This window comes from Arthrobacter sp. 1088, assembly GCF_031455315.1.
GTDB lineage: Bacteria > Actinomycetota > Actinomycetes > Actinomycetales > Micrococcaceae > Arthrobacter.
Genome location: NZ_JAVDSM010000001.1, coordinates 624,399 through 646,499, shown reverse-complemented (window position 1 = coordinate 646,499; position 22,101 = coordinate 624,399). Strand labels below are relative to the sequence as shown.

The 22,101-nt window shown below is 61.1% G+C and carries 20 protein-coding genes; 5 read left to right on the top strand and 15 right to left on the bottom strand.

Features of this window, described 5'->3' with window-relative positions:
* Positions 1-162 precede the first annotated feature (162 nt).
* The 3 genes from J2Y41_RS02970 to fdxA all read right to left on the bottom strand — a co-directional run bounded on the left by J2Y41_RS02970 (position 163) and on the right by fdxA (position 3,168).
* Entirely contained in the window at positions 163-1,446 is a 1,284-nt protein-coding gene (locus J2Y41_RS02970) for a citrate synthase (protein ID WP_224088206.1), read from the bottom strand.
* Between the two features lie 232 nt (positions 1,447-1,678).
* Positions 1,679-2,827 (bottom strand): succinyldiaminopimelate transaminase, encoded by a 1,149-nt coding sequence (dapC, locus tag J2Y41_RS02965; RefSeq protein ID WP_309925967.1) that lies wholly within the window; start codon positions 2,825-2,827, stop codon positions 1,679-1,681.
* A 14-nt stretch (positions 2,828-2,841) separates the two neighbouring features.
* Positions 2,842-3,168: a ferredoxin gene (fdxA, locus tag J2Y41_RS02960; protein ID WP_018776555.1), complete on the bottom strand. Its 327-nt coding sequence runs from the start codon at positions 3,166-3,168 to the stop codon at positions 2,842-2,844.
* Between the two features lie 135 nt (positions 3,169-3,303).
* Between fdxA and J2Y41_RS02955 the strand changes: the two genes are divergently transcribed.
* On the top strand, positions 3,304-3,540 hold the full coding sequence (locus J2Y41_RS02955) for a hypothetical protein (RefSeq protein ID WP_224088207.1): 237 nt from the start codon (positions 3,304-3,306) through the stop codon (positions 3,538-3,540).
* Here J2Y41_RS02955 and J2Y41_RS02950 read toward each other — a convergent pair.
* Both J2Y41_RS02950 and typA read right to left on the bottom strand, forming a co-directional pair.
* The gene (locus J2Y41_RS02950) at positions 3,537-3,950 is read right to left on the bottom strand and encodes a hypothetical protein (RefSeq protein ID WP_309925966.1); all 414 of its coding nucleotides are present in this window, start codon (positions 3,948-3,950) and stop codon (positions 3,537-3,539) included. The genes J2Y41_RS02955 and J2Y41_RS02950 overlap by 4 nt on opposite strands.
* A gap of 30 nt (positions 3,951-3,980) precedes the next feature.
* Entirely contained in the window at positions 3,981-5,897 is a 1,917-nt protein-coding gene (gene typA / locus J2Y41_RS02945; RefSeq protein ID WP_223933779.1) for a translational GTPase TypA, read from the bottom strand.
* 281 nt (positions 5,898-6,178) lie between these two features.
* Here typA and J2Y41_RS02940 point away from each other — a divergent pair, with 281 nt between their 5' ends.
* Positions 6,179-7,030 carry an SGNH/GDSL hydrolase family protein gene (locus tag J2Y41_RS02940; protein WP_224164873.1) on the top strand — a complete coding sequence of 284 codons (852 nt, stop codon included), beginning with the start codon at positions 6,179-6,181 and terminating at the stop codon, positions 7,028-7,030.
* Positions 7,031-7,135: 105 nt separating this feature from the next.
* Here J2Y41_RS02940 and J2Y41_RS02935 read toward each other — a convergent pair whose 3' ends face one another.
* The 6 genes from J2Y41_RS02935 to ychF all read right to left on the bottom strand — a co-directional run bounded on the left by J2Y41_RS02935 (position 7,136) and on the right by ychF (position 14,734).
* Positions 7,136-8,845, bottom strand: a complete 1,710-nt coding sequence (locus J2Y41_RS02935; RefSeq protein ID WP_309925962.1) for an ABC transporter ATP-binding protein — start codon at positions 8,843-8,845, stop codon at positions 7,136-7,138.
* A gap of 10 nt (positions 8,846-8,855) precedes the next feature.
* Positions 8,856-9,800 (bottom strand): ABC transporter permease, encoded by a 945-nt coding sequence (locus J2Y41_RS02930; RefSeq protein ID WP_224088211.1) that lies wholly within the window; start codon positions 9,798-9,800, stop codon positions 8,856-8,858.
* On the bottom strand, positions 9,790-10,719 hold the full coding sequence (locus tag J2Y41_RS02925) for an ABC transporter permease (protein WP_224088212.1): 930 nt from the start codon (positions 10,717-10,719) through the stop codon (positions 9,790-9,792). Before J2Y41_RS02925 ends, J2Y41_RS02930 begins: the two co-directional genes overlap by 11 nt.
* A 126-nt stretch (positions 10,720-10,845) precedes the next feature.
* Positions 10,846-12,528: an ABC transporter substrate-binding protein gene (locus J2Y41_RS02920; RefSeq protein ID WP_224164884.1), complete on the bottom strand. Its 1,683-nt coding sequence runs from the start codon at positions 12,526-12,528 to the stop codon at positions 10,846-10,848.
* 535 nt (positions 12,529-13,063) lie between these two features.
* Positions 13,064-13,576, bottom strand: a complete 513-nt coding sequence (locus J2Y41_RS02915) for a DUF1877 family protein (RefSeq protein WP_224088213.1) — start codon at positions 13,574-13,576, stop codon at positions 13,064-13,066.
* A gap of 72 nt (positions 13,577-13,648) precedes the next feature.
* Positions 13,649-14,734, bottom strand: a complete 1,086-nt coding sequence (ychF, locus tag J2Y41_RS02910) for a redox-regulated ATPase YchF (protein WP_224088214.1) — start codon at positions 14,732-14,734, stop codon at positions 13,649-13,651.
* Between the two features lie 110 nt (positions 14,735-14,844).
* On the opposite strand from ychF, the gene J2Y41_RS02905 reads away from it, so the two are divergent.
* Positions 14,845-16,092, top strand: a complete 1,248-nt coding sequence (locus J2Y41_RS02905) for a DNA recombination protein RmuC (protein WP_309925957.1) — start codon at positions 14,845-14,847, stop codon at positions 16,090-16,092.
* A 94-nt stretch (positions 16,093-16,186) separates the two neighbouring features.
* On the opposite strand, the gene J2Y41_RS02900 is transcribed toward J2Y41_RS02905, so the two are convergent.
* Together J2Y41_RS02900 and J2Y41_RS02895 are read right to left on the bottom strand one after the other, a co-directional pair.
* Positions 16,187-17,272 (bottom strand): 4-hydroxy-3-methylbut-2-enyl diphosphate reductase, encoded by a 1,086-nt coding sequence (locus tag J2Y41_RS02900; protein ID WP_224088215.1) that lies wholly within the window; start codon positions 17,270-17,272, stop codon positions 16,187-16,189.
* A gap of 9 nt (positions 17,273-17,281) precedes the next feature.
* Positions 17,282-18,154, bottom strand: coding sequence for a hypothetical protein (locus J2Y41_RS02895; protein WP_309925953.1), 873 nt, complete (start codon positions 18,152-18,154; stop codon positions 17,282-17,284).
* A gap of 202 nt (positions 18,155-18,356) precedes the next feature.
* On the opposite strand from J2Y41_RS02895, the gene xseA reads away from it, so the two are divergent.
* Both xseA and J2Y41_RS02885 read left to right on the top strand, forming a co-directional pair.
* Positions 18,357-19,634 carry an exodeoxyribonuclease VII large subunit gene (xseA, locus tag J2Y41_RS02890; RefSeq protein WP_309925952.1) on the top strand — a complete coding sequence of 426 codons (1,278 nt, stop codon included), beginning with the start codon at positions 18,357-18,359 and terminating at the stop codon, positions 19,632-19,634.
* Between the two features lie 53 nt (positions 19,635-19,687).
* Positions 19,688-19,954, top strand: a complete 267-nt coding sequence (locus tag J2Y41_RS02885) for an exodeoxyribonuclease VII small subunit (RefSeq protein WP_224088218.1) — start codon at positions 19,688-19,690, stop codon at positions 19,952-19,954.
* A gap of 14 nt (positions 19,955-19,968) precedes the next feature.
* Here the strand turns inward: J2Y41_RS02885 and J2Y41_RS02880 are convergent, their stop codons facing one another.
* Both J2Y41_RS02880 and J2Y41_RS02875 read right to left on the bottom strand, forming a co-directional pair.
* Complete coding sequence (locus tag J2Y41_RS02880; protein ID WP_224164899.1) at positions 19,969-20,823, bottom strand: polyphosphate kinase 2 family protein; 855 nt, start codon at positions 20,821-20,823, stop codon at positions 19,969-19,971.
* A gap of 51 nt (positions 20,824-20,874) precedes the next feature.
* Positions 20,875-22,095 (bottom strand): pyridoxal phosphate-dependent aminotransferase, encoded by a 1,221-nt coding sequence (locus J2Y41_RS02875; RefSeq protein WP_224088221.1) that lies wholly within the window; start codon positions 22,093-22,095, stop codon positions 20,875-20,877.
* Positions 22,096-22,101: the final 6 nt, after the last annotated feature.

The following is a 22,101-nucleotide window of genomic DNA, read 5'->3' as shown; positions in this document are numbered from 1 at the left end:
GTCTGTGGTTTGTGTGTGGTGTGGTGTGGGGCGGGTGGGGTGGGGCGCGTTCTCCCGGCTTCCGTGTTAAAGAGCGTTAGACGCGTGCTAGTATCGGGCCCCCCCCCCCCCCGCCCGGGGGGGGCGCCCGCCGTCGTGATTGGTCTGATTCAGCCGACCGAATCAGTTGGCCGGGTAGTTGCGCTCCGGCTCCCCTGTGTAGAGCTGCCGCGGGCGGCCGATCTTGGTCTGGGGATCGTTGATCATTTCGCGCCACTGGGCAATCCAGCCCGGGAGGCGGCCGATGGCGAAGAGGACAGTGAACATCTTCTCCGGGAAACCCATCGCCTTGTAGATCAGGCCAGTGTAGAAGTCCACGTTCGGGTACAGCTTGCGCTGGATGAAGTAGTCATCAGCCAGGGCCTTCTCTTCAAGGCGCATGGCGATGTCCAGCAGTTCGTCGTTGCCGCCGAGCTTGCCCAGGACCTCGTGGGCCGTTGCCTTGATGATCTTGGCACGGGGATCGTAGTTCTTGTAGACACGGTGACCGAAGCCCATGAGGCGGACGCCGTCTTCTTTGTTCTTGACCTTTTCCATGTAGTCCTCGGGCTTGATGCCCTCGGCCTGGATCTGGCGCAGCATCTTCAGCACGGCTTCATTGGCGCCACCGTGGGCGGGACCGAAGAGGGCGTTGATGCCAGCGGATACCGAGGCGAAGAGGTTCGCGTTGGAGGAACCTACCAAGCGGACGGTGGAGGTGGAACAGTTCTGCTCGTGGTCAGCGTGCAGGATGAGCAGCAGGTCAAGGGCCTTGACCACAACGGGGTCCAGCTCGTACTGCTCGGCCGGGAGGCCGAAGCTCAGGCGCAGGAAGTTTTCCACGAGGTTCATGGAGTTATCCGGGTAGAGCATCGGCTGGCCGATGGACTTCTTGTGGGCGTAAGCGGCAATAACCGGCAGCTTGGCCATGAGGCGGATGGTGGAAACTTCCACGTGCTCCGCGTTGAAGGGATCCAGCGAGTCCTGATAGAACGTGGACAACGCCGAAACAGCCGAGGAAAGCACCGGCATGGGGTGGGCGTCGCGCGGGAATCCGCCGAAGAAGCCCTTCAGTTCCTCATGCAGGAGCGTGTGGTGGCGGATGCGCTGATCGAAGGCTTCCAGCTCCGTGGGAGTGGGAAGGTTGCCGTAGATCAGCAAGTAGGAAACTTCCAGGAAGCTCGAGTGCTGGGCGAGCTGCTCGATCGGGTACCCGCGGTAGCGCAGGATGCCCGCGTCGCCATCAATGTACGTGATGGCCGAGGTGGTGGCCGCTGTGTTCATGAAGCCGGGGTCATAGGCAACGGCGCCCGTCTGCTTCAGCAGCTTGGAAACGTCATAACCTTCGTTTCCTTCTACAACCTGGATGCGCGGCAGTTCAAGTTCGCCGCCGGCATGGCGCAGTGTCGCGCTGGTGGTCTCAGTCATGGAGTCCCCTTCATGAGGCCTCTGGGCCTCTATAGAACGCTTGTCCAACCAACTTCTGGTGACGCCGTTTTCGGCCCCACTGTTGCAGGGCTCCAACGACCGCAGTGCTTTCTTATTGAAGGCCACCATTGATAGTCAGTTAAAAAGCTACCGCCAGTAACCCCCCGGAACTAATCCGTTCCGTCCGGTTACTGGCGGAATGACGCGGCTTGTGGCACAAGTCACAGCATTGTTATGAGCTTGCGCTTAACCTCTCCACGGCTGCGTCAATGCGTTCATCGCTGCCGGTTAGTGCCACCCGGATGAAGCCGTTACCGGCATCACCGTAGAAGACGCCGGGGCCTACGACGATTCCCAGCTCAGCAAAACGGGCCACCGTATCCCACGTAGCTTCCCCGGCCGTAGACCACAGATAGAGGCCGGCATTGGACTCATGGATCTGCAATCCGAACTTCTCAAGAGCCGGAACGATCCTCTCCCGACGTCCGCGGTAGAGATCCTTCTGTGCAAGGACGTGGTTCGAATCGCCCAACGCGACGCGCATCGCTTCCTGCACCGGATAGGGCACGATCATTCCTGCGTGCTTCCGGCTGTTAACAAGGTTGGCCATAATCGCGGAGTCACCAGCCACGAAAGCAGCCCGATAGCCAGCCAGATTGGACTGTTTGCTCAACGAATAGACGCACAGCAGGCCATCCGTGGAACCACCGGAAACCCGTGGGTCCAGGATGCTCGGGACAGCTTCTCCCCCACGCTGGACATCCCATTCGCCCCAGCCAAGCTCGGCGTAGCATTCGTCGGAGGCCACAACGGCGCCGACTTCGCGTGCCTGGCCCACGATCTCCCGGAGCGATTCGACACTCCGGACGCTGCCCGTGGGATTGCCCGGCGAATTGATCCACACCAGGCGAACCCTTGCGCGCGTGGCGGCATCCAGTTCGTCCAGGCTGTCAGCCGCCACGGCAGTGGCTCCTGCCAGCATCGCACCGATGTCATATGTGGGGTAGGCAACGGTAGGCCTGACTACGACGTCCCCGTTGCCAAGGCCCAGCAGGAAAGGCAACCAGGCGACGAGTTCCTTGGAACCCACCGTGGGCATAACGTCCTTCGGATCCAGGTTGACCACTCCGCGGCGGGCGGCAAACCAGTCCACGACAGCCTGCCTCAAGGCTTCCGTGCCATGCACCGTTGGGTAACCGTGCGCATCCGACGCCGCTGCCAGCGCATCCCGGATCAGGCCGGGAGTGGGGTCGACCGGTGTTCCGATGGACAGGTTGACTGCTCCCCCGGGATGTTTGGCGGCTGTGGCGACATAGGGTGCCATGGCCTCCCACGGGTAGTCGGGCAGGTTAAGGCCGAAGGCCGGTGCCGCGGAAATCAAGGAAGCAACCGCCCTTAGTGGTCTTGGTTCTGCGGGGGCAGGGCGGCAATGAACGGGTGGTCCTTGCCGGTGTTGCCGATCTTCGCAGCGCCGCCCGGGGAACCGAGGTCGTCAAAGAATTCGACGTTGGCCTTGTAGTAGTCGGCCCACTCTTCCGGGGTGTCATCCTCGTAGTAGATGGCTTCCACAGGGCATACGGGTTCGCAGGCACCGCAGTCGACGCATTCATCGGGGTGGATGTAGAGGGAACGCTCACCTTCGTAAATGCAGTCGACAGGGCATTCTTCGATACATGCCTTGTCCTTGACATCTACACACGGCTGCGCGATTACGTACGTCACGTCCCAGACCTCTCCACGGTTTGTCCCGGCCACAGCCGGGGTAATACGGCCGGCAGCATGCCGGACACTCAACTTCTGAGCCTATTATCCAACAGTGCTATGACGCCAACCTAGCCCGCGTCTTAGTATGAAACGGTGACTCCCCCGCATTTGCCACCCAGACAATTTCTGCTCAAGGCCCAGCCGGGCATCCGGGTGGTGGTGCGCTACAGGATCGAGGACGGGCTCACGGACGCACTGGGGTACCTGGTGACCACCACGGAAAGCAGCTGCACCGTACGAACGCGGACCTCCGACGTCGAAATTCCACTGGGGTTGGTCATCGCGGCAAAGGAAGTTCCTCCTCCTCCACCGCGGCGCGGGCAGCGTTAGCGGCTGCGTGCCAGACTCTGCGTATGAGCAGCGCCGCGCCAGCGCATCCGTAGCCGGCTGGCCACCACAAGCATGATCAAGGTGACCGCGGCAATGCCAAACACCCAGGTGTTGCCCATGGCGTCGCCCAGCAACAACTGTTTGCTGGGTCCTCCGGACGACAACGCACCGACGGCAGCGTAGGCCACTCCGCCAGCTACCGCCGTCGGAATAACTGAAACCGACCACGCCGCCAACCACAACTGGACCGACGCAAGCAGCAACAGCGCTGCGCCGACGCCCCAGGGGATGTCGACGCCGGAGAGCACCACGGTTTGCCGGTGCAGTGCCGTGCCTGCCGCAGCAACAAAAAGAGCCGCCAGCACGGCCGTGGCGATGCCACGGGCCGCACTGGCGACTCCTTTGTTCATTCTGGTACAGCCGGATTCGTCCGGGCTGGACTATGCCTTGGCGCGGGCGCGGTTGGCCTTGGCACGCTCGTTGGAATCGAGGATGACCTTACGGATACGGATGTCCTCCGGAGTCACCTCGACACACTCGTCTTCACGGGCGAATTCGAGGGATTCCTCAAGGGTCAGATCCCGCGGCGGCGTCAGGTTCTCGAAAGTGTCCGAGGAAGCAGCACGCATGTTGGTGAGCTTCTTTTCCTTGGTGATGTTGACGTCCATGTCGTCGGCGCGTGAGTTCTCGCCGACGATCATGCCTTCGTAAACCTCAGAGGTGGGCTTCACGAAGAAGGAACCGCGCTCCTGCAGGTTGATCATGGCGAACGGGGTGACAACACCGGCGCGGTCGGCAACCATCGAACCGTTGGTGCGGTATTCGATGGGACCGGCCCACGGCTCGTAGCCTTCGGAGATGGACGCCGCGATGCCCGCACCGCGGGTGTCGGTGAGGAACTTGGTGCGGAAGCCGATGAGGCCACGGGCCGGGACGATGAATTCCATGCGGCACCAGCCAGTGCCGTGGTTGGCCATGTTGGTCATGCGGCCCTTGCGGGCTGCCATGAGCTGGGTCACGGCACCGAGGTATTCTTCGGGGACGTCGATGGTCATGTGTTCCATCGGCTCGTGGATCTTGCCGTCGATGGTCTTGGTGACCACCTGCGGCTTGCCAACGGTCAGCTCGAAGCCTTCGCGACGCATCTGCTCAACGAGGATTGCCAGGGCGAGTTCGCCACGGCCCTGTACTTCCCAGGCGTCGGGACGCTCGGTGGGGAGAACCTTGATGGAGACGTTACCGATCAGTTCCTTGTCCAGGCGGTCCTTCACCTGGCGGGCGGTGACCTTGGCGCCCTTGACCTTGCCGGCCAGCGGCGAGGTGTTGATACCGATGGTCATGGAGATCGCCGGGTCGTCCACCGTGATCAGCGGCAGCGGCTGCGGGTTCTCGGCGTCCGTAAGCGTTTCACCGATGGTGATTTCCTCGATGCCTGCGACAGCAACAATCTCACCCGGACCGGCCGACTCGGTAGGAACGCGGGTCAGTGCCTTGGTGGCCAGGAGTTCGGTGATCTTGACGTTCTTGAGTTCACCGTTGGCGCGGGCCCAGGCAACGGTCTGGCCCTTGCGGAGCGTGCCGTTGTAGATGCGGAGCAAGGCGAGGCGGCCAAGGAACGGCGAAGCGTCCAGGTTGGTCACGTGCGCCTGGAGCACGCCATCCGGGTTGTAGGTGGGAGCAGGGATGTGCTCGATGATGGTCTTGAAGAGCGGCTCAAGGTCCTCATTCTCCGGGGCGGAGCCGTTGTCCGGCTGGTCAAGGGAGGCGCGGCCAACCTTGGCGGCAGCGTAGACAACCGGAACCTCAAGGACCTTGTCAAGGTCCAGGTCCGGAACTTCATCGGCAAGGTCCGAAGCCAGGCCCAGGAGCAGGTCCATGGACTCGTGGACAACCTCATCGATGCGGGCGTCGGGACGGTCCGTCTTGTTGACCAGGAGGATCACGGGCAGGTGCGCGGCAAGGGCCTTGCGGAGCACGAAGCGGGTCTGGGGCAGCGGACCCTCGGAGGAGTCGACCAGCAGGACGACGCCGTCGACCATGGAAAGGCCGCGCTCGACCTCGCCACCGAAGTCGGCGTGACCGGGGGTGTCGATGACGTTGATGGTGATGGTTTCGCCGTTGGACGACGGGCCGTTGTAAGCAACCGTGGTGTTCTTGGCGAGGATCGTGATGCCCTTTTCGCGCTCAAGGTCACCGGAGTCCATGACGCGGTCCTCAACCTCACCGTGGGAAGCGAAGGAGTTGGTCTGCTTGAGCATGGCGTCGACCAGGGTGGTCTTGCCGTGGTCAACGTGTGCGACGATCGCGACGTTGCGCAGATCGCTCCGCGACGCAGTGTTGGTGATGGTTTCAGACATGCGTTGATGACTCGTTTCAGTGGTGAAGTCAGTTGTTTGTATCCGCGCGCATACCTGATCACCTGATCGGAACACACAACGAAAAGACCCCGGGACACAGGGCACCTACAGCAAGTCTAAACGCAGTTGCATTTATCAGCCTAAAAAGCAAGCCATTTAGGCCCTAATTGTGGCGCCCATCACAGCACATCACGCTTTAGTAACCGGCAGTCAAGATGCTGGATTTTCTGTTTCCTTTGCCCCATGATTGCTGCAGAACCAGTGCCATACGGAGACCAACGATGCGCAAAGCCTCGGCCGCGTTCCGCCTGCTCGCACCCTTGATCGCCGTTGGCGTTCTGGTGGTCGGCTGCGGACCAAACCAAGCAACCCCACCATCCACCCCCTCGCGCTCAGCCGCGCCCGTTCCTGCCGAGACGTCCGCCGCGGACAAACCCCGTACGATAGCGCCCACCCCGGGTGCCCTGGACCTGCCAGTGGGTTCGCTCTACAGGAATCCGTCGAACAACCGCGACGAAGTGGTCCTGGCCGACGTACGCCACACGGCCGTGTTGATTGGCGATTCACAAGCCATGCCCAAGGACTCATGGCCGCAAAGGGGAATTTCTGCGCTTGGATACAAATTGCACGTTGTGGGCATGGGCGGCACGGGATTCGTTGCCTCCAACGGCAAAACGGGCAATTACATCGACGCCCTCCAGCGCGGGGACTGGTTGTTGCCCTATGGAGATCCGCCCCTGATCGTCGTCCAGGGTGGCGGCAACGACGCCTCACAAAAGGCCACCGATGCCCAGATCACCAGTAACGCCGAACGGCTCCTCGCTGCGCTCAGGAAGCGCTATCCGGGGGCTCGCCTGGCGATGATCGGGACGTTGGCCCGGGGAGCCGACAATGGTGGCGGCCGCCGGTCTGAGGTGGACGCACTCCTTGGCCGGATCGCCGCCAAGCAAGCGATCCCGTTTGTCAGCGCGGGCGACTGGCTGACCCGCTACGATGCCGTTGCAGACCTCCAGGACGGCGTCCACATGAAGCCGTCCGGCCACGCGAAGTTGGGCAGTGTTCTGGCGCGGGAATTGACCGCGCTCGGCCTCACAGCCCGCCCGGACACCGCCGCGTCGGTGTCAGCCGAATAGGGCACCGTTGTGGGGCCGACTCCTTAACGGCAAGAGCCGGTGGTTCCCACATGTGGGTACCACCGGCTCTTGCTGTTCTCTCGTCGGCGGAGAGTACGACGCCGGTCAGGCCACCGCGGGCGGCAGCAGCAGCGAGCCGCCGGGAATGGCATCCAACAGTGCCTGCGTGTAAGCCTCGCGCGGGTTGTCGAAGACATCGTCCGTGCTGCCCGTCTCAACCAGCTTTCCCTTTTCCATCACGCAGACGTGGTCCGCGATCTGGCGGACCACCGCGAGGTCGTGGGTGATGAAGAGGTAGGTCAGGCCCAGGTTGTCCTGGAGGTCTGCCAGAAGATTCAGCACCTGGGCCTGGACCAGGACGTCCAGTGCCGAAACGGCCTCATCGCATATGATCACTTCGGGATCCAAGGCCAAGGCCCGGGCAATGGCAATGCGTTGCCGCTGCCCACCGGAAAGCTCGTTCGGATACCTCTGCATCATGGACTGTGGCAAAGCCACCTGGTCCAGCAGTTCGCGGACCTTCTTTTCGCGACTCGCCGCATTTCCGATCTTGTGGACACGTAGAGGCTCTTCGATGGTCCGGAAGATGTTGTACATCGGATCCAGGGAACCGTAAGGATCCTGGAAAATCGGCTGTACGCGGCGCCGGAACTTGAAAAGATCCTTGCCTTTGAGCCCAGCGGTATCCACGCCGTCGAACACAATCCGGCCCTCGGTGGGCTTCTCCAATTGGAGGACCATTTTGGCCACGGTGGATTTACCCGAACCGGATTCGCCCACAATGGCCGTGGTGGTTCCGCGCTTGACGTGGAAGCTGACGTCATCCACGGCGGCAAAGTCCGCGGTTTTGCCCAGCCCCTGCCGCAGTTTGTAGACCTTGCGCAGGTTTTTGATCTGCAGGACCTCGTCCGTTGCACGGGCCTTGGCTGCCGCCACGGGAGCAAGGAGGTCGCTGGCTTCCACGCCCTGCTCCTTGGCAACCTGGATTCGGCGCGATGCGAGCGAGGGTGCCGATTCCACCAGTCGCCGGGTGTAGGGGTGCTGCGGGTTGCGCAACAGCTCCAAGGAAGGTCCTGCTTCAACAACGTTGCCCTGGTACATGACCACTACCTTGTCTGCGCGCTCAGCCGCAAGGCCGAGGTCGTGGGTAATGAGCAGCACGGACGTACCGAGCTCCGTGGTCATGGTATCCAAGTGGTCCAGGATTTTGCGCTGGACTGTGACGTCCAGCGCAGAGGTGGGCTCGTCCGCGATCAGGAGCTTGGGCTGGCAACTTAGCCCGATGGCAATGAGAGCACGCTGGCGCATACCGCCGGAGAACTCATGCGGATACTGTTTGGCGCGCCGTCCAGCATCGGGAAGACCTGCCTCAGCCAAAGCGCGGGCAACGTCTTCGGGTCCGTCCGGACGACCGTTGGCCTTGAGGGTCTCGCGGACCTGGTAGCCGATCTTCCAAACCGGGTTGAGGTTGGACATCGGGTCCTGGGGAACCATGCCGATGTGGCTGCCGCGGAGTTCAATCATGCGCTTTTCCGGCGCATGGGAGATGTCCTCGCCGTCCAGCAGGATCTGTCCACCCGAGACGCGTCCGTTGTTAGGCAACAAGCCAATGGCGGCGAGGGCCGTCGTCGACTTCCCCGAACCGGACTCCCCCACGATGGCGACAGTCTCGCCCGGCATGATGGTCAAGTGGGCGTTCTTTACCGCCTTGACCTCACCGGAGCCGGTCCTGAAGGTGATGGCCAGATCCTTGATTTCCAGGATCGGCCTTCCCTGTGCCGCGACTTCATCGATTCTAATGTTGGCAGAAGCCATGTTCGCCTCCTTAGCGCTGACGGCTCTTGGGATCAAGAGCATCGCGGACGGCGTCGCCGAGCATAATGAAGCTCAGGACGGTGATGGACAGGGCCGCTGCCGGGTAGAGCAGAATTCCGGGGTTGGTGCGGATTGAGGCATTGGCTGCCGAGATGTCGTTACCCCACGACATCACGCTCGGCGGCAGGCCCACACCCAGGAAGGACAGTGTGGCTTCGAGAACGATGAAGACACCGAGCTCCAGGGTTGCCAGGACGATCACCGGAGCCAGTGCGTTCGGCAGCGCGTGCTTCAGCAACGCCCCGAAGTTGGAGACACCCAGCGAACGCGCTGCGGTCACGAAGTCAGCGTTGCGGACCTCAAGAACGGCACCACGCGTAATACGGGCCATCTGCGGCCACGCCAGCATGGATATGGTAATTACGACGGTCCAGACGCCCCTGTTTTCCCGGAAGAACGGCAGCTGCGTAATGACCAGGGCACCCAGGATGATGGGGAGGGCGAAAAAGATGTCACCCAATCGTGCAAGTACGGCATCGAGCCAGCCGCCGTAGTATCCGGCCAGTGCACCCAGGGTCACACCGATGACGATCACGCACAGCACAGACAGGACGCCCACGGACAACGAAGCTTGCGTGCCATGAATGACACGCGAATAGACGTCACAGCCTTGCAGCGTGAAACCAAGCGGGTGTCCGGACGTGGGTCCTGCCTCCGAGTTGGCCAACTGACAGTCGCTGTCGGGCGCAACGCTCGTAAACAGGCCCGGGAAAAGTGCAACTGTGGTCAACAGCAGGATTAGCAGAGCGGAGATGATGAACAGCGGGCGCCGGCGCAGCTTGCGCCAGGCATCGGCCCAAAGGCTGAGGGGCGCTTGTTCAAGCTTGACGGTGTCCGTGGCCTGCAGCGGAGTCTCATCGATTGGGGCGACGAAGTGTTCAGTGTTACTGGTCATAGCGGATCCTCGGGTCAAGCCAGGCGTACAGGAGGTCAACCAGGAGATTGGTGACAACAAAGACAAGAACAAGGACACTGACGATCACAACGATGGTGGGGCCTTCGCTGCGCTGAATGGCTTGGAAAAGCTTGTTGCCGACTCCCGGAACGTTGAAGATGCCTTCAGTGACGATGGCACCGCCCATGAGGCCGCCAAGGTTTGCACCAAGGTAGGTCACAACCGGGATCAACGAATTCCTCAGGATATGGGCCATGATCACACGCGGACGCGAGAGCCCCTTGGCTGTTGCGGTCCGCACATAGTCGGCATTCATGTTTTCGCTCACCGATGCACGGGTCAGGCGCAGGACGTACGCGAAGGAAACAAGGCCTAGAACCACCGCAGGCAGGATCAGGTTGCCCCAGTCGGCGTTGGCCCCAACGGTCGGTTTTGCCCATCCGAGCTGGACACCGAACACGAGCTGGAAGACAAAGCCGAGCACGAACGTGGGAACAGCAATCACCACCAGGGAGGCGACCAGGACGGTGGAGTCGAAGAACTTGCCCTTGCGCAGTCCGGCGAAAACACCGAAAGCGATGCCGAAGACGGCCTGGATGATAAGTGCTTCGATAGCAAGCATCGCCGTCACCGGAAAGGCCCTTGCCAGCGAGGCTGCAATGGGTTGCTGCGTAAAGTCAACGCCGAGGTTGAAGGTAAACAGGTTCTTCAGGAAGATCCCGTACTGCACCCAGAACGGTTGATCGAGGTTGTACTGGTTCCTCAGGGCGTCGATGACGCTCTGAGGAGGTTGGCGATCGCCGAAGAGCGCCGCAATGGGGTCGCCGGGAAGGGCGAACACCATGTAGTAGACAAGGAGTGTGGTTCCAAGGAAAACGGGAATTACCTGGAGGAGCCTACGCAAGATATAGCGAACCACAGGTCACCCCTTTCCGCTTGATGGGCGTTGGTGTGTCATGTTTGCCTTCCTGCCGAAGCAAGCAATTGGGGGCCCGGCGCCATGGCCGGGCCCCCAATGCCTCACGGCAAGTTCAGATCCTGAGGACTACTTGGCCTCGATGTTGTAGTACAGGATGCCGCCGTTCCAGCCGGTCTCGGCCTTCACGACGTTGTTGCTCCACACAATCGGACGGTTCAGGTACCACAGCGGCAGGCCGGGCAGATCCTGGAACAGGATTTCCTGTGCCTTGTTGAACTTGGTGTTGGCGTCCTGAGGCGTCTTGGCTGCAAGGCCTTCCTTGAGCAGTTTGTCGAACTCCGGGTTGGAGTACTTCTCGTAGTTCGACGATGCGTTGGTTGCCCACACCGGTCCAAGGAAGTTGTAGAGCGACGGGTAGTCACCCTGCCAGCCGGCGCGGGTCAGGCCCGGAAGGGACTGGGACTTGCGCAGGTCGAGGACTTCAGCAAACTTTGCAAATGGCTGGATTTCAGCCTGGATGCCGAGGTTGTTCTTGAAGCCGTTGGCCACGGCGTCGATCCATTCCTTGTTGCCACCATCGGTGTTGGAAGCGATCTGCAGCGGCTTTGAGGCGTCGTAAGGCTTGATCTTTTCAGCCTGGGCCCAAAGATCCTTGGCCTTTGCAACGTCGAACTTCAGGACGTCACTGCCCGGGATCTTGTCGTTGTATCCATCCAGCACGGGAGCCGTGAATTCAGTGGCCGGCGTGCGGGTGCCGTTGAAGATGACCTTGGTGATCTCTTCACGGTTGATGGCGTGGGACAGCGCCTGGCGGCGCAGCTTGCCTGCTTCGCCCTGGAAGTTCGGGTTGTAACCCGGAATGTTCAGGGTGGAGTTGTTGGCAACCGGCTTGGTGGAGTTACGATCCTGGAAGTCCGTGGTGTACGTCTTCAACGCGTTCGAAGGCAGGACGTCGGTGACGTCGAGGTTGTCAGCCTGCAGATCCGTGTAAGCGGGACCCGGGTCCGTGTAGAACTTGAAGGTCACGCCACCGTTCTTGGCAGCACGCGGGCCGTTGTAGTCAGGGTTCTTGACCAGGGAGATGGACTGGTCGTGTACCCAGGAACCTTCCTTGGCGAACTTGTACGGGCCGTTGCCAACCGGGTTTTCACCGAACGTCTTCGGGTCCTTCAGTGCCGCGGAAGGCAGCGGGTAGAAGGCGGAGTAGCCCAGGCGCAGTGACCAGTCCGCCTCGGGCTGGGACAGCTTGACGGTAATGGTCTGGTCATCCTTGGCTGCCAGGCCGGACATCGTCTGAGCCTTCGGTGCCGGAGTGGAGGTCTTCTTGCCGTCGGCTCCAGTGGTTTCATTCACGGCACTGACATCGGCGTAACCCTCGATGGACTCGAAGAAGAAGCCGTTGTTCTGGAGGTTGGTGCTCAGCGCTGCAAAGTTCCAGGAGTCAACAAACGTCTTGGCCGTGATGGCCTCGCCATTCGTGAACTTGGCACCGGACTTGACCTTGATGGTCCAGTTCTGCGAGTCCGTGGTGTCAATGGACTCGGCCAGCGCGTTGACCGGCTTGCCGCTGGCATCGTAGGCACGGAGGCCTTCGAACAGCAGCTCGACAACGCGGCCGCCATACACCTCGTTGGTGTTTGCGGGAAGCAGCGGGTGCTGCGGTTCGTTGCTGTATGCGGTGATGACCTTGTTGGGGTCGGCTGCGGCAGAACTGTTCGTGTTGCTGCCGGAGCCGCCGCCGCAACCGGTCATTGCGAGGGCGATTACCGCCGCTACGCCTAGAGCTTTGGAAGTGCGCGAGAAACGCATTCCGCCTCCTATGAGTCGTGGAGTTGATCAGGGGAAATTTGTGATGACCCCCAGGCGCGAGCACAGGTTTCCTACTGTGACGTTGCCTACATGTGTGTGTAAGCCTACCCACATTGTGTCCGGATGTTGGGACTCGCTGGCCAAACTGTAACCGTTCCGCAACCTCCAGATGCCTAAAGTGGCGGGAATTTCAAGTCAAAAGCTACTCGGTGGTAATATTCGCTGTCTGACAGCAGGACAAGCTGTTTCTAGGCACAAAAAGGGCCTCGGTTCATACTCTGAACCGAGACCCTTTACAATTTCGCTGCCCAGGGCAGCGTTCGCGTTTTGGATTTAAAGCGGAACGCACCTGCAAGTGACTGCCGGCAAAGCCGCACGTAGCGGACGAGCGTCAGTGGCGCGTCGACGTCGGAATGAGAGACACACGGTAGCGATACCGCTGAACGTCCCAATTTGTTCCTGTGGCCGCAGTTTCGTTCCTTGCCTGGCAAGAACCACTCGGCGACCACGAGCAGATCCGTCCACATCATCATCGCTACCCGATGAGGTAGACCATGCCACGTCCCTCGTTAGCGAGATTCCTGGCGAAGGTTCGCGCCCGCCGAAGATAGCCAACGGCGTAATCGACCTCCAGGTCACCGTCGAGGTGCGACGAAACCGGCAACCGCAGCCGTACTTCCCCGTCAGAGACTTCATCCAAGTCCTGAGCAATCGCTAAAACCTCTGACGGAGACAAGGCCCGCACCCAAGGCTCCCAGCCTTCGTCATGCATCGTGACGCTACCTTCAAACATGCGAAAAGCGGTTCGCGCCGCCGCCCCCGCACTCAATGGCGCAGTGAGAACTTGCAAATGCCGCCACGCCTTGTCCAGATAGAGCATGTCGCGCTCAGATATAACTTGCTCGAAGGTGGTATGGCTGGTCCCGGCACCAGGTTCAAGGCCCCAGGCGTCAGCAAGCGGGTCGGCCGGCACGACGCTCAAAGGGTCGGAAAGTACTTGGTCAGTAACGTCGCCGTCGAATGCATATGCGTAATATCGGATTCCCATTCACCAAGTGTTCCCGAGGCTCAAGCGCCGCAGGACAGCCGCTTTGCGCTATGTGGATAACCCAGCAAAAGATCAGACGTTGAAGCGGAACTCCACCACGTCGCCGTCGGCCATAACGTACTCTTTGCCTTCGATGCGGACCTTGCCACGGGACTTTGCCTCGGCCATGGAGCCGGCGTCAATGAGGTCATCGAAGGAGACGACCTCGGCTTTGATGAAGCCTCGCTGGAAGTCAGAGTGGATCACGCCCGCGGCCTGGGGCGCGGTGTCGCCTTGGCGAATGGTCCATGCACGGGTTTCCTTGGGGCCGGCCGTGAGGTAGGTCTGCAGGCCAAGGGTGTGGAAACCAACGCGCGCCAGCTGGTCCAGGCCGGATTCGCTCTGGCCGTTCATTTCCAGCATTTCGCGGGCTTCTTCCTCGTCCAGTTCAACGAGGTCGGATTCGAGCTTGGCATCGAGGAATACGGCATCTGCGGGAGCAACCAGGGCACGCAATTCATCCTGCTTTTCCTGGTCACCAAGAATGCCTTCATCGGCATTGAAGACGTAGATGAAGGGCTTTGCAGTGAGAAGTCCGAGCTCCTTGAGGTGCCCCATCTCCAGCTTGTCGCTCTTGATTGAGCTAAAAATTGTGTCGCCGCGCTCCAGAACTGCCTGTGCTGCCTTGATGGCGGCCAGTTCCGCTGCTTCGCGCTTCTTGATCTTGACTTCTTTTTCGATACGCGGGATCGCGTTTTCGATGGTCTGAAGGTCTGCCAGGATCAGCTCGGTGTTGATGGTCTCCATGTCGGAGCGCGGATCAACCTTGCCGTCTACGTGGATGACATCGGGGTCGTCGAAGACACGCACAACCTGCGCGATTGCCTGGGCTTCACGGATATTGGCGAGGAACTTGTTGCCCAGGCCCTCGCCCTCGGATGCGCCCTTCACGATGCCGGCGATGTCCACAAACGACACAGGAGCGGGAAGCAACTTCTGGGAACCAAAGATCTCCGCCAGCTTGGCCAGACGGGGATCCGGCAGGTTAACGACACCGACGTTCGGTTCGATCGTTGCGAACGGATAGTTCGCAGCAAGCACCTGGTTGCGGGTCAGTGCGTTGAAAAGAGTTGATTTGCCGACGTTGGGCAGTCCGACGATGCCAATAGTAAGAGCCACGAGCATTTATTCTACCCGTTGCCGCGATAACCATGCTTGTTCGCTCCTGAAGACAACACCGTCAACTGACCTTCACTAAAACTGTCGGACCCCTATGACAGGGTTGCCTCATGGATGGATTTGGATTTGTTTTGGCATTGCTCATGCTGCTCATCGGAGCCGCAGTGGGACTCAGCGGTGCGTATGTAGTCTTTCGACGCCGGACGGCCGGCTTGGAGGAGGACTTCGACGCCGTTTCGTCACGCCTTTCGGAGGTGACGGCCCAGCTTGCAGCCGCCGACGCCGAACGCCGGCTTCTGTTCGCACAGAACCGGGAGCTGAGCGAATCAAGGACCTCAGACGGCAGCGTGTTGCGCGCCCTGGGGCCCGTGGCCGAAAAGCTCACTGCCGTACAGCAGCAGGTCTCGCTCCTGGAACGCGACCGAGTGGAGCAATATGGCCAACTCGCACAGCAACTCCAAGACGCCAGGCTCTCCGACGAACAGCTTTTACGGTCCACGCATGCCCTTGCGTCCGCACTCCGGTCCAACAGTGCCCGCGGACAATGGGGCGAGGTTCAGTTGCGCAGGGTTGTCGAAGCCTCTGGAATGCTCCGTCACGTGGACTTCCACGAGCAAGTGCACTCCGGCCGGAGCGAGAACACGCTGCGCCCGGACCTTGTGGTGCAATTGCCAGGCGGCAAGCAACTCGTGGTGGATGCCAAGGTCCCGCTGGCTTCCTACCTGGCGGCGCAGGAACAAGTGCACGGCGAAGGCTCCATGGGTGAATCAGTCGCGCCAGCGGCCAATCATGATTCCAAGACGCTCCTGGCACAGCACGCCAAGGCACTCAAAGCCCACATCGATGCCCTCGCAGCCAAGAAGTACTGGGACATTCCGGGCAACTCCCCGGAGCTCGTCATCTGTTTCCTCCCCGCGGAGTCGATTTTGGCTTCAGCCCTTGAAGCTGATCCGGCGTTGTTGGAGCATGCCCTTTCCCGGAACGTCGTCCTGGCCTCGCCGGGGACACTGCTGGCGGTTCTGAAGTCGGTGGCGTTCACGTGGCGGCAGGATGTCTTGACGGACAGCGCCCACGAGCTCTTCGAACTGGCCAAACAGCTCTACGAACGCATGGGCACGCTGGGCGAGAATGTCGGGAAACTTGGAAGTTCCTTGAAGACATCGGTGGATCGCTATAACGCGATGGTCGGCACACTGGAGGCACGTGTACTCCCTACCGCCCGCAAACTCAACACCATGGACGACGCCGGACTGGCCACCCCCCTGTCCGTCGAAGCAGTCCCCCGGGCCTTGGCTGCGCCCGAGCTGCTCGCAGTGGACTCCCTTGATGCTGCAGCCCAAGAGGAGTCTGCAGCTTAAAAGGACAGGCCCGCTGTGGCAGCTTCCGAAAGGGTGGCTGCCACAACGAGCCTGCTAAGTACATTCAGGATACGTACATTCAGGATAGGTACGTTCAGGACGTAGGGCGGTTCCCGCGGCCACCGAGGGCCCGGGTCACGTCGCCAGCCTCCTTGAGGGTAGCCCGCAATTCCTTCGGCAAAGAGAAGAGAAGGTCCTCCTCGGCCGTGACGACTTCCTGGACTTCGCCATAGCCGTAGTCCGCCAAAAGCCGGAGGACGTCCTGAACGAGCACTTCCGGGACGGAAGCCCCGGAGGTCACACCTACCGTGGCGACGCCCTCGAACCAGCTTTCATCCACCTCGTTCGCGAAGTCCACGCGGTAGGAGGTCCGTGCCCCATACTCAAGTGCCACTTCAACGAGGCGCACCGAGTTGGACGAGTTGGCCGAGCCCACCACTATGACCAGGTCAGCCTGGGGAGCGATCTTCTTGATGGCCACCTGGCGGTTGGTGGTGGCATAGCAGATATCGTCGCTGGGCGGATCCTGCAACGTGGGGAAGCGGTCCTTGAGCAGGCGGACGGTCTCCATCGTCTCGTCGACACTCAGGGTGGTCTGCGAGAGCCAGATGGTCTTCTCCGGGTTCCGCACGGTGACTTTGTCTACCTCGTGGGGGCCGTTGATGATCTGGATGTGCTCGGGTGCCTCGCCGGCTGTTCCTTCGACTTCCTCGTGGCCTTCGTGGCCGATCAGCAGGATGTCGTAGTCCTCTTTGGCGAATCGCACGGCTTCACGGTGAACCTTGGTGACCAGCGGGCACGTCGCGTCGATGGTGCGAAGACCGCGGTCTTCGGCGGACTGGACTACAGCCGGGGAAACGCCATGTGCCGAGAAGATCACCAAGGCACCTTCAGGAACCTCATCCGTTTCTTCGACGAAAATGGCGCCTTGCTCTTCGAGGGAGCTCACGACATGCACATTGTGGACGATCTGCTTGCGGACATATACGGGTGGTCCGTAGTGTTCCAGGGCTTTCTCAACAGCAATGACAGCCCTGTCCACGCCGGCACAATAGCCACGCGGAGCCGCCAGTAGAACCTTCTTGGGTCCAGTAACCGGGGCCGCCGCCTGAATCTCTTCCGGTGATCGCCGTCTGCGGGGCACCGTGGGCATCGGAATGGAAACTGCTGTGCTGGTCATCCCTCCATGCTACCGGCCCGGCCCCTGGCCGCTCGCAGAAGGTGATCTCCGTCTCGCGGACAGAATCCAGGCGATGACGCCCAGTGCCAGGAATGCACCTGACACCACAGCAGCGATGACAATCCATTCACCGAAGCCCGTCCGCACGGCCGAAAAGAACTCCTGCTCGAACAGTTCTGCAACACCGTTGCCACTGGAGAGGCTTCCCATCAGTCCGCCAGCCAGATCCACCGTCGCCGACCACAGCGCAGCAAGCACCAACCCGCCAAGTCCGAGGGAGACCATCACCAGGGAGCGGCGACGCGCAGCAGCGAGGGCCAACAGGACCGAAACAACAGCACCGACGGCGGCAAGCCACCAGAGCGGGGCAAAGGCCGCCACCCGATCAACCAATTGCTTTTGGGATGGTTCACCCATGGTCACCAAACTTTCCGCCGGGACCTCAATCTGTAGTCCGCTGGCGGAGGATAGACGGTCGCGGATAAGCCTGATGAGTGGGCCAATGTCCAGGAGCAGTGCTGTATGGGACACCGTCTCCTCCGGCTGCTTCCCTCCTCCGAAGTTCAACCGATGACTGTTCCTGGCCGTTTCTTCCCATGCTTTGGGGTACTCAGGCCATGACTGCATTCCGGATGCAGCTTCCCTGAGGGCATGCGCCGCCACCGATTTGAGTGGTTCCGGAAGATTTACGGAGGATTCGAAATTCCCCGCTGCGGCTGTAGCAAGCCGGCTTTGGAACTCGGGATCCTTGCCCAGCGCGCTGGCCAGGTGGACGAAGCCGTCCTCCTTGACCACGTTGACGTCCGCCCAAGCGGCCGGAACTGCGACGGCCGTCAGCAACAAGGCGAGGACCACTGCCACCGCGGAAATGAAACTGCGCAAAAGTCATCCTCGGGGGTAAGGGGCCAGTGCCACCATCCTAGGTCTGTCCACAGGATAGGAAAAATGTCGGGGTCCACTGCTAAAGCTATGGATAGAGTTGGAAGGCCGGCCCGGTACTGATTGCGTGCGGGACCGATTGGCCGCGACCACGGCCGCACAGCTAGCGAGGATATACACATGCAGGTAAACGCACGGATCACCCATGGCAGCTGACGCGAGCCCGGAATCAACGCTGCCCGGTACCGCTGCGGAGACCAGTCCCGACAACCCCTGGCCCCTGCAGTTGCTATCCAGGAAGCTAAAGGCCCACATCGAGCGTGCGCCCGCGGCGTGGATCGAAGGCCAGGTCATCGAACTCAACCGGCGTGGCGGGAACGCCTTCCTGACACTCCGGGACGTCGATGCTGAGATTTCACTGCCGGCGTCCGTATGGTCCACGGTCCTGGATCGCCAGAAGATACCCCTTGAACGTGGTTCCCGGGTGGTCGCCCTGGTCAAGGCCGACTTCTGGGTCAAGACCGGGCGCCTGAACATGTCCGTCAAGGACATCCGGCCCGTGGGCCTGGGTGATCTTCTTGCCCGGATCGAGCGGCTGCGCCAGGCCCTTGCCGCAGAAGGCCTGTTCGCCGACTCCCGCAAACGGAAGTTGCCCCTCCTCCCCCACCGCATCGGGCTCATCACAGGGCGGGATTCGGATGCCAAGAAGGACGTCCTCCGTAATGCGGCACTCCGCTGGCCGGCCGTTGAATTCGACGTTCGCGAGGTAGCTGTCCAGGGCAATACGGCCGTTGCACAGATCCTTGCCGCGCTCCGTTCGTTGGATGCCGATCCACACATCGACGTCATTGTCCTCGCCAGAGGTGGCGGCGCCTTGGAAGATCTTCTGCCGTTCAGCAATGAGGACTTGATCAGGGCAGTGGCAGCGGCAACAACGCCTGTGGTCAGCGCCATTGGCCACGAAGCGGATCGGCCCATCCTGGACGACGTGGCTGACCTGAGGGCATCGACACCCACCGACGCCGCGAAACGCATCGTTCCTGATGTCAGTGAGGAACTCGCCATGGTCCGCCAGGCCCGGGACCATCTTCGCCGGAGCATTGGCAGGATGGTGGACAGGGAGACGGACCGGCTTCACGCATTGAGGTCGCGGCCCGTCCTGGCAACGCCGGACACCATGGTCGCAGCAAGATCAGAGGACATCACCCGGCTTCAGCGAAGGTCGCATGCAGCCGTCAGCACAGCGGTGGTCCGGGCGCTTGACCAGGTCCACCACCTGCGTGCCCAGGTGCGGGCATTATCTCCGCAGAAGACCCTGGACCGCGGCTACGCCGTTGTCCAGATCGTCGGTGAAGACCAAGCCGGACACACAGTGGTCAGCAGCCCGGCACAGACTCCCGAAGGCACGCCCCTGGCCATCAGAGTGGCAGAAGGCCGGTTCAGGGCTGTCTCCAGCGGCCAAGCACAACTCGCCGAGCGCTGATTTCGCGGCAGCTGCACGGCACAAACACTCACCATCGAATGCGAAGGACCACCATGACAGAGAACAATCCCACAGCACCTTCAACGGATTCCCTGGATTCCCTCAGCTACGAGGAAGCCCGCGAACAACTTGTGGCAGTGGTCAGCCGGTTGGAAGCAGGCGGAGCCAGCCTTGAGGAATCGCTGGCGCTCTGGGAGCGGGGCGAGGCGTTGGCAAAGCGTTGCGAGGACTGGCTTGAGGGCGCCCGCAAACGGCTGGCAACAGCCAGGGACGCTACCAACGACGCCGGGGCTGCCGCCGGCACAGACCAGCCGCGATGACGGCTCCCTGAAGCTCAGGATTCCTCAACAAGGGCACGTTCCGTCGCGACGTCGAAGTCCGCCTTTGGCCATTCCAGGGACAAGCCCTCCAAGGCGTCCAAAAGCAACTGCTGGACGGCGATCCGGGCGTACCACTTCTTGTTCGCCGGAACAACGTGCCATGGGGCGACGTCAGTGGACGTCTTCGCAAAGGCCATGTTGTAGGCATCCATGTAGTCATCCCAGAACGCCCGCTCCGCGAGATCGCCCCGGCTGTATTTCCAGTGCTTGCCGGGATCATCGAGCCGCGCCAGCAGGCGCTTCTTCTGCTCATCCTCGCTGATGTTGAGCATGACCTTAACGATGGTGGTTCCCTGTTGGGCCAGCCTGGACTCGAAATCGTTGATAGCGGCGTAGCGCCGTTCCAATTCCGCGGAGTCCGCCCATGCGTGGACCCGGTGGATCAGGACGTCCTCATAATGTGAGCGGTCAAAGACTCCCACCATCCCAGCAGCGGGTGACTCTTTCTCGATCCGCCACAGAAAGTCGTGCGACTTTTCCTCATCAGTGGGTGCCTTGAATGCCTTCAGCTGGACACCCTGGGGATCCATTGCGCCCACGACGTGGCTGACGATGCCGCCCTTCCCGGCAGTGTCCATGGCCTGAAGTATCAGCAGGAGCCGCTTGTTGCTCCCGAACTTCCCCTCTGCGAAGAGCTTTTCCTGAAGTTCTGCAAGCCTGGCGTCCTGTGCAGCCAACAAGGACTTGCCGTCGGCCTTTGTTCCGGCGTAGCCAGGCGTGGCCTGGGGATCCACGCCGGCCAACGAAAAACCCGGCCCAACCTTCAGCACCTTGGCTGGACTCTCGGCGAACTCCACTGCAACGGGCATGGCTTGCCTTTCTGCCTGACGCGACCTCGTGACGCGGCCATGCACCACAGGCTAGTTCCCGGGGTACCTCGACAGGAAGTCCGCCATGCGGCCAATTGCCTCTTCAATGTCCTTGACGTTGGGCAATGTCACCATCCGGAAGTGGTCCGGCCGCACCCAGTTGAAGGCACGTCCGTGGGAAACCAGGATCTTCTGCTCCTTCAGCAGGTCCAGGACGAACTTCTCGTCATCCCGGATGTGGTAAACCTCTGGATCCAGCCTGGGGAACAGGTAGAGGGCACCCCTGGCCTGCTGCGTGCTGACACCCGGGATCGCGTTCAGGAGGTCATACGCTTTGTTGCGCTGCTCCAGGAGCCTGCCACCGGGAAGGATGAGATCGTTGATGCTCTGGTAGCCGCCAAGCGCTGTTTGTATGGCGTGCTGTGCCGGGACGTTGGCGCACAACCGCATATTGGCCAGCAGGTTGATGCCTTCAAGGTAATCGGCAGCATCCTTCTTGGGACCGGAAATGGCCATCCATCCGGCGCGGTAGCCACAAACGCGGTAGGCCTTGGACAAGCCACTGAACGTCAGGCACAGGACGTCGTCGCCGGTCAGTCCGGCAAGGTTCACGTGGACAGCGTCTTCGTAGAGGATTTTCTCGTAGATTTCATCGGCAAACAGGACCAGGCCATGCTTCTCGGCCAAAGCAACGATCTGCTTGAGCGTGTCCTCGGGGTAGACGGCGCCCGTGGGGTTGTTCGGATTGATGACCACGATGCCCTTGGTCCGCGGCGTGATCTTGGACTCCAGGTCCTCCAGATCAGGTTGCCATCCCGACTCCTCGTCACAGAGGTAGTGGACGGGCCGGCCGCCGGCCAGGGCAACGGAAGCCGTCCACAGGGGGTAGTCCGGCGTGGGAATCAGCACTTCATCGCCATCTTCGAGAAGGGCCATGAGGGACATGGTGATGAGTTCGCTGACCCCATTGCCGAGGTAGATGTCATCAACGTGGATGTTCTGGATTCCGCGGGTCTGGTAGTACTGCGAGACGGCCGTCCGGGCCGAGAATATGCCGCGTGAGTCGCTGTAGCCCTGGGCATTGGGCAGGTGGCGGATCATGTCCACCAAAATGGCGTCAGGCGCTTCAAAGCCGAAGGGAGCCGGGTTTCCGATGTTCAGTTTGAGGATCCGGTGACCCTCTGCCTCCATCTGCTGGGCGGCCTGAAGAATCGGTCCACGGATGTCGTAAAGGACATTATGAAGCTTGGTGGACTGCTTGAAATTCGCCATTCATCA

What these genes read in the sequence shown, in the direction of transcription:
- J2Y41_RS02970 (WP_224088206.1), bottom strand. Translation starts at nt 1,446, where the DNA reads ATGACTGAGACCACCAGCGCGACACTGCGCCATGCCGGCGGCGAACTT.
- J2Y41_RS02950 (WP_309925966.1), bottom strand. Translation starts at nt 3,950, where the DNA reads ATGAACAAAGGAGTCGCCAGTGCGGCCCGTGGCATCGCCACGGCCGTG.
- typA (WP_223933779.1), bottom strand. Translation starts at nt 5,897, where the DNA reads ATGTCTGAAACCATCACCAACACTGCGTCGCGGAGCGATCTGCGCAAC.
- J2Y41_RS02940 (WP_224164873.1), top strand. Translation starts at nt 6,179, where the DNA reads ATGCGCAAAGCCTCGGCCGCGTTCCGCCTGCTCGCACCCTTGATCGCC.
- J2Y41_RS02935 (WP_309925962.1), bottom strand. Translation starts at nt 8,845, where the DNA reads ATGGCTTCTGCCAACATTAGAATCGATGAAGTCGCGGCACAGGGAAGG.
- J2Y41_RS02930 (WP_224088211.1), bottom strand. Translation starts at nt 9,800, where the DNA reads ATGACCAGTAACACTGAACACTTCGTCGCCCCAATCGATGAGACTCCG.
- J2Y41_RS02920 (WP_224164884.1), bottom strand. Translation starts at nt 12,528, where the DNA reads ATGCGTTTCTCGCGCACTTCCAAAGCTCTAGGCGTAGCGGCGGTAATC.
- J2Y41_RS02915 (WP_224088213.1), bottom strand. Translation starts at nt 13,576, where the DNA reads ATGGGAATCCGATATTACGCATATGCATTCGACGGCGACGTTACTGAC.
- J2Y41_RS02905 (WP_309925957.1), top strand. Translation starts at nt 14,845, where the DNA reads ATGGATGGATTTGGATTTGTTTTGGCATTGCTCATGCTGCTCATCGGA.
- J2Y41_RS02900 (WP_224088215.1), bottom strand. Translation starts at nt 17,272, where the DNA reads ATGACCAGCACAGCAGTTTCCATTCCGATGCCCACGGTGCCCCGCAGA.
- xseA (WP_309925952.1), top strand. Translation starts at nt 18,357, where the DNA reads ATGGCAGCTGACGCGAGCCCGGAATCAACGCTGCCCGGTACCGCTGCG.
- J2Y41_RS02885 (WP_224088218.1), top strand. Translation starts at nt 19,688, where the DNA reads ATGACAGAGAACAATCCCACAGCACCTTCAACGGATTCCCTGGATTCC.
- J2Y41_RS02880 (WP_224164899.1), bottom strand. Translation starts at nt 20,823, where the DNA reads ATGCCCGTTGCAGTGGAGTTCGCCGAGAGTCCAGCCAAGGTGCTGAAG.
- J2Y41_RS02875 (WP_224088221.1), bottom strand. Translation starts at nt 22,095, where the DNA reads ATGGCGAATTTCAAGCAGTCCACCAAGCTTCATAATGTCCTTTACGAC.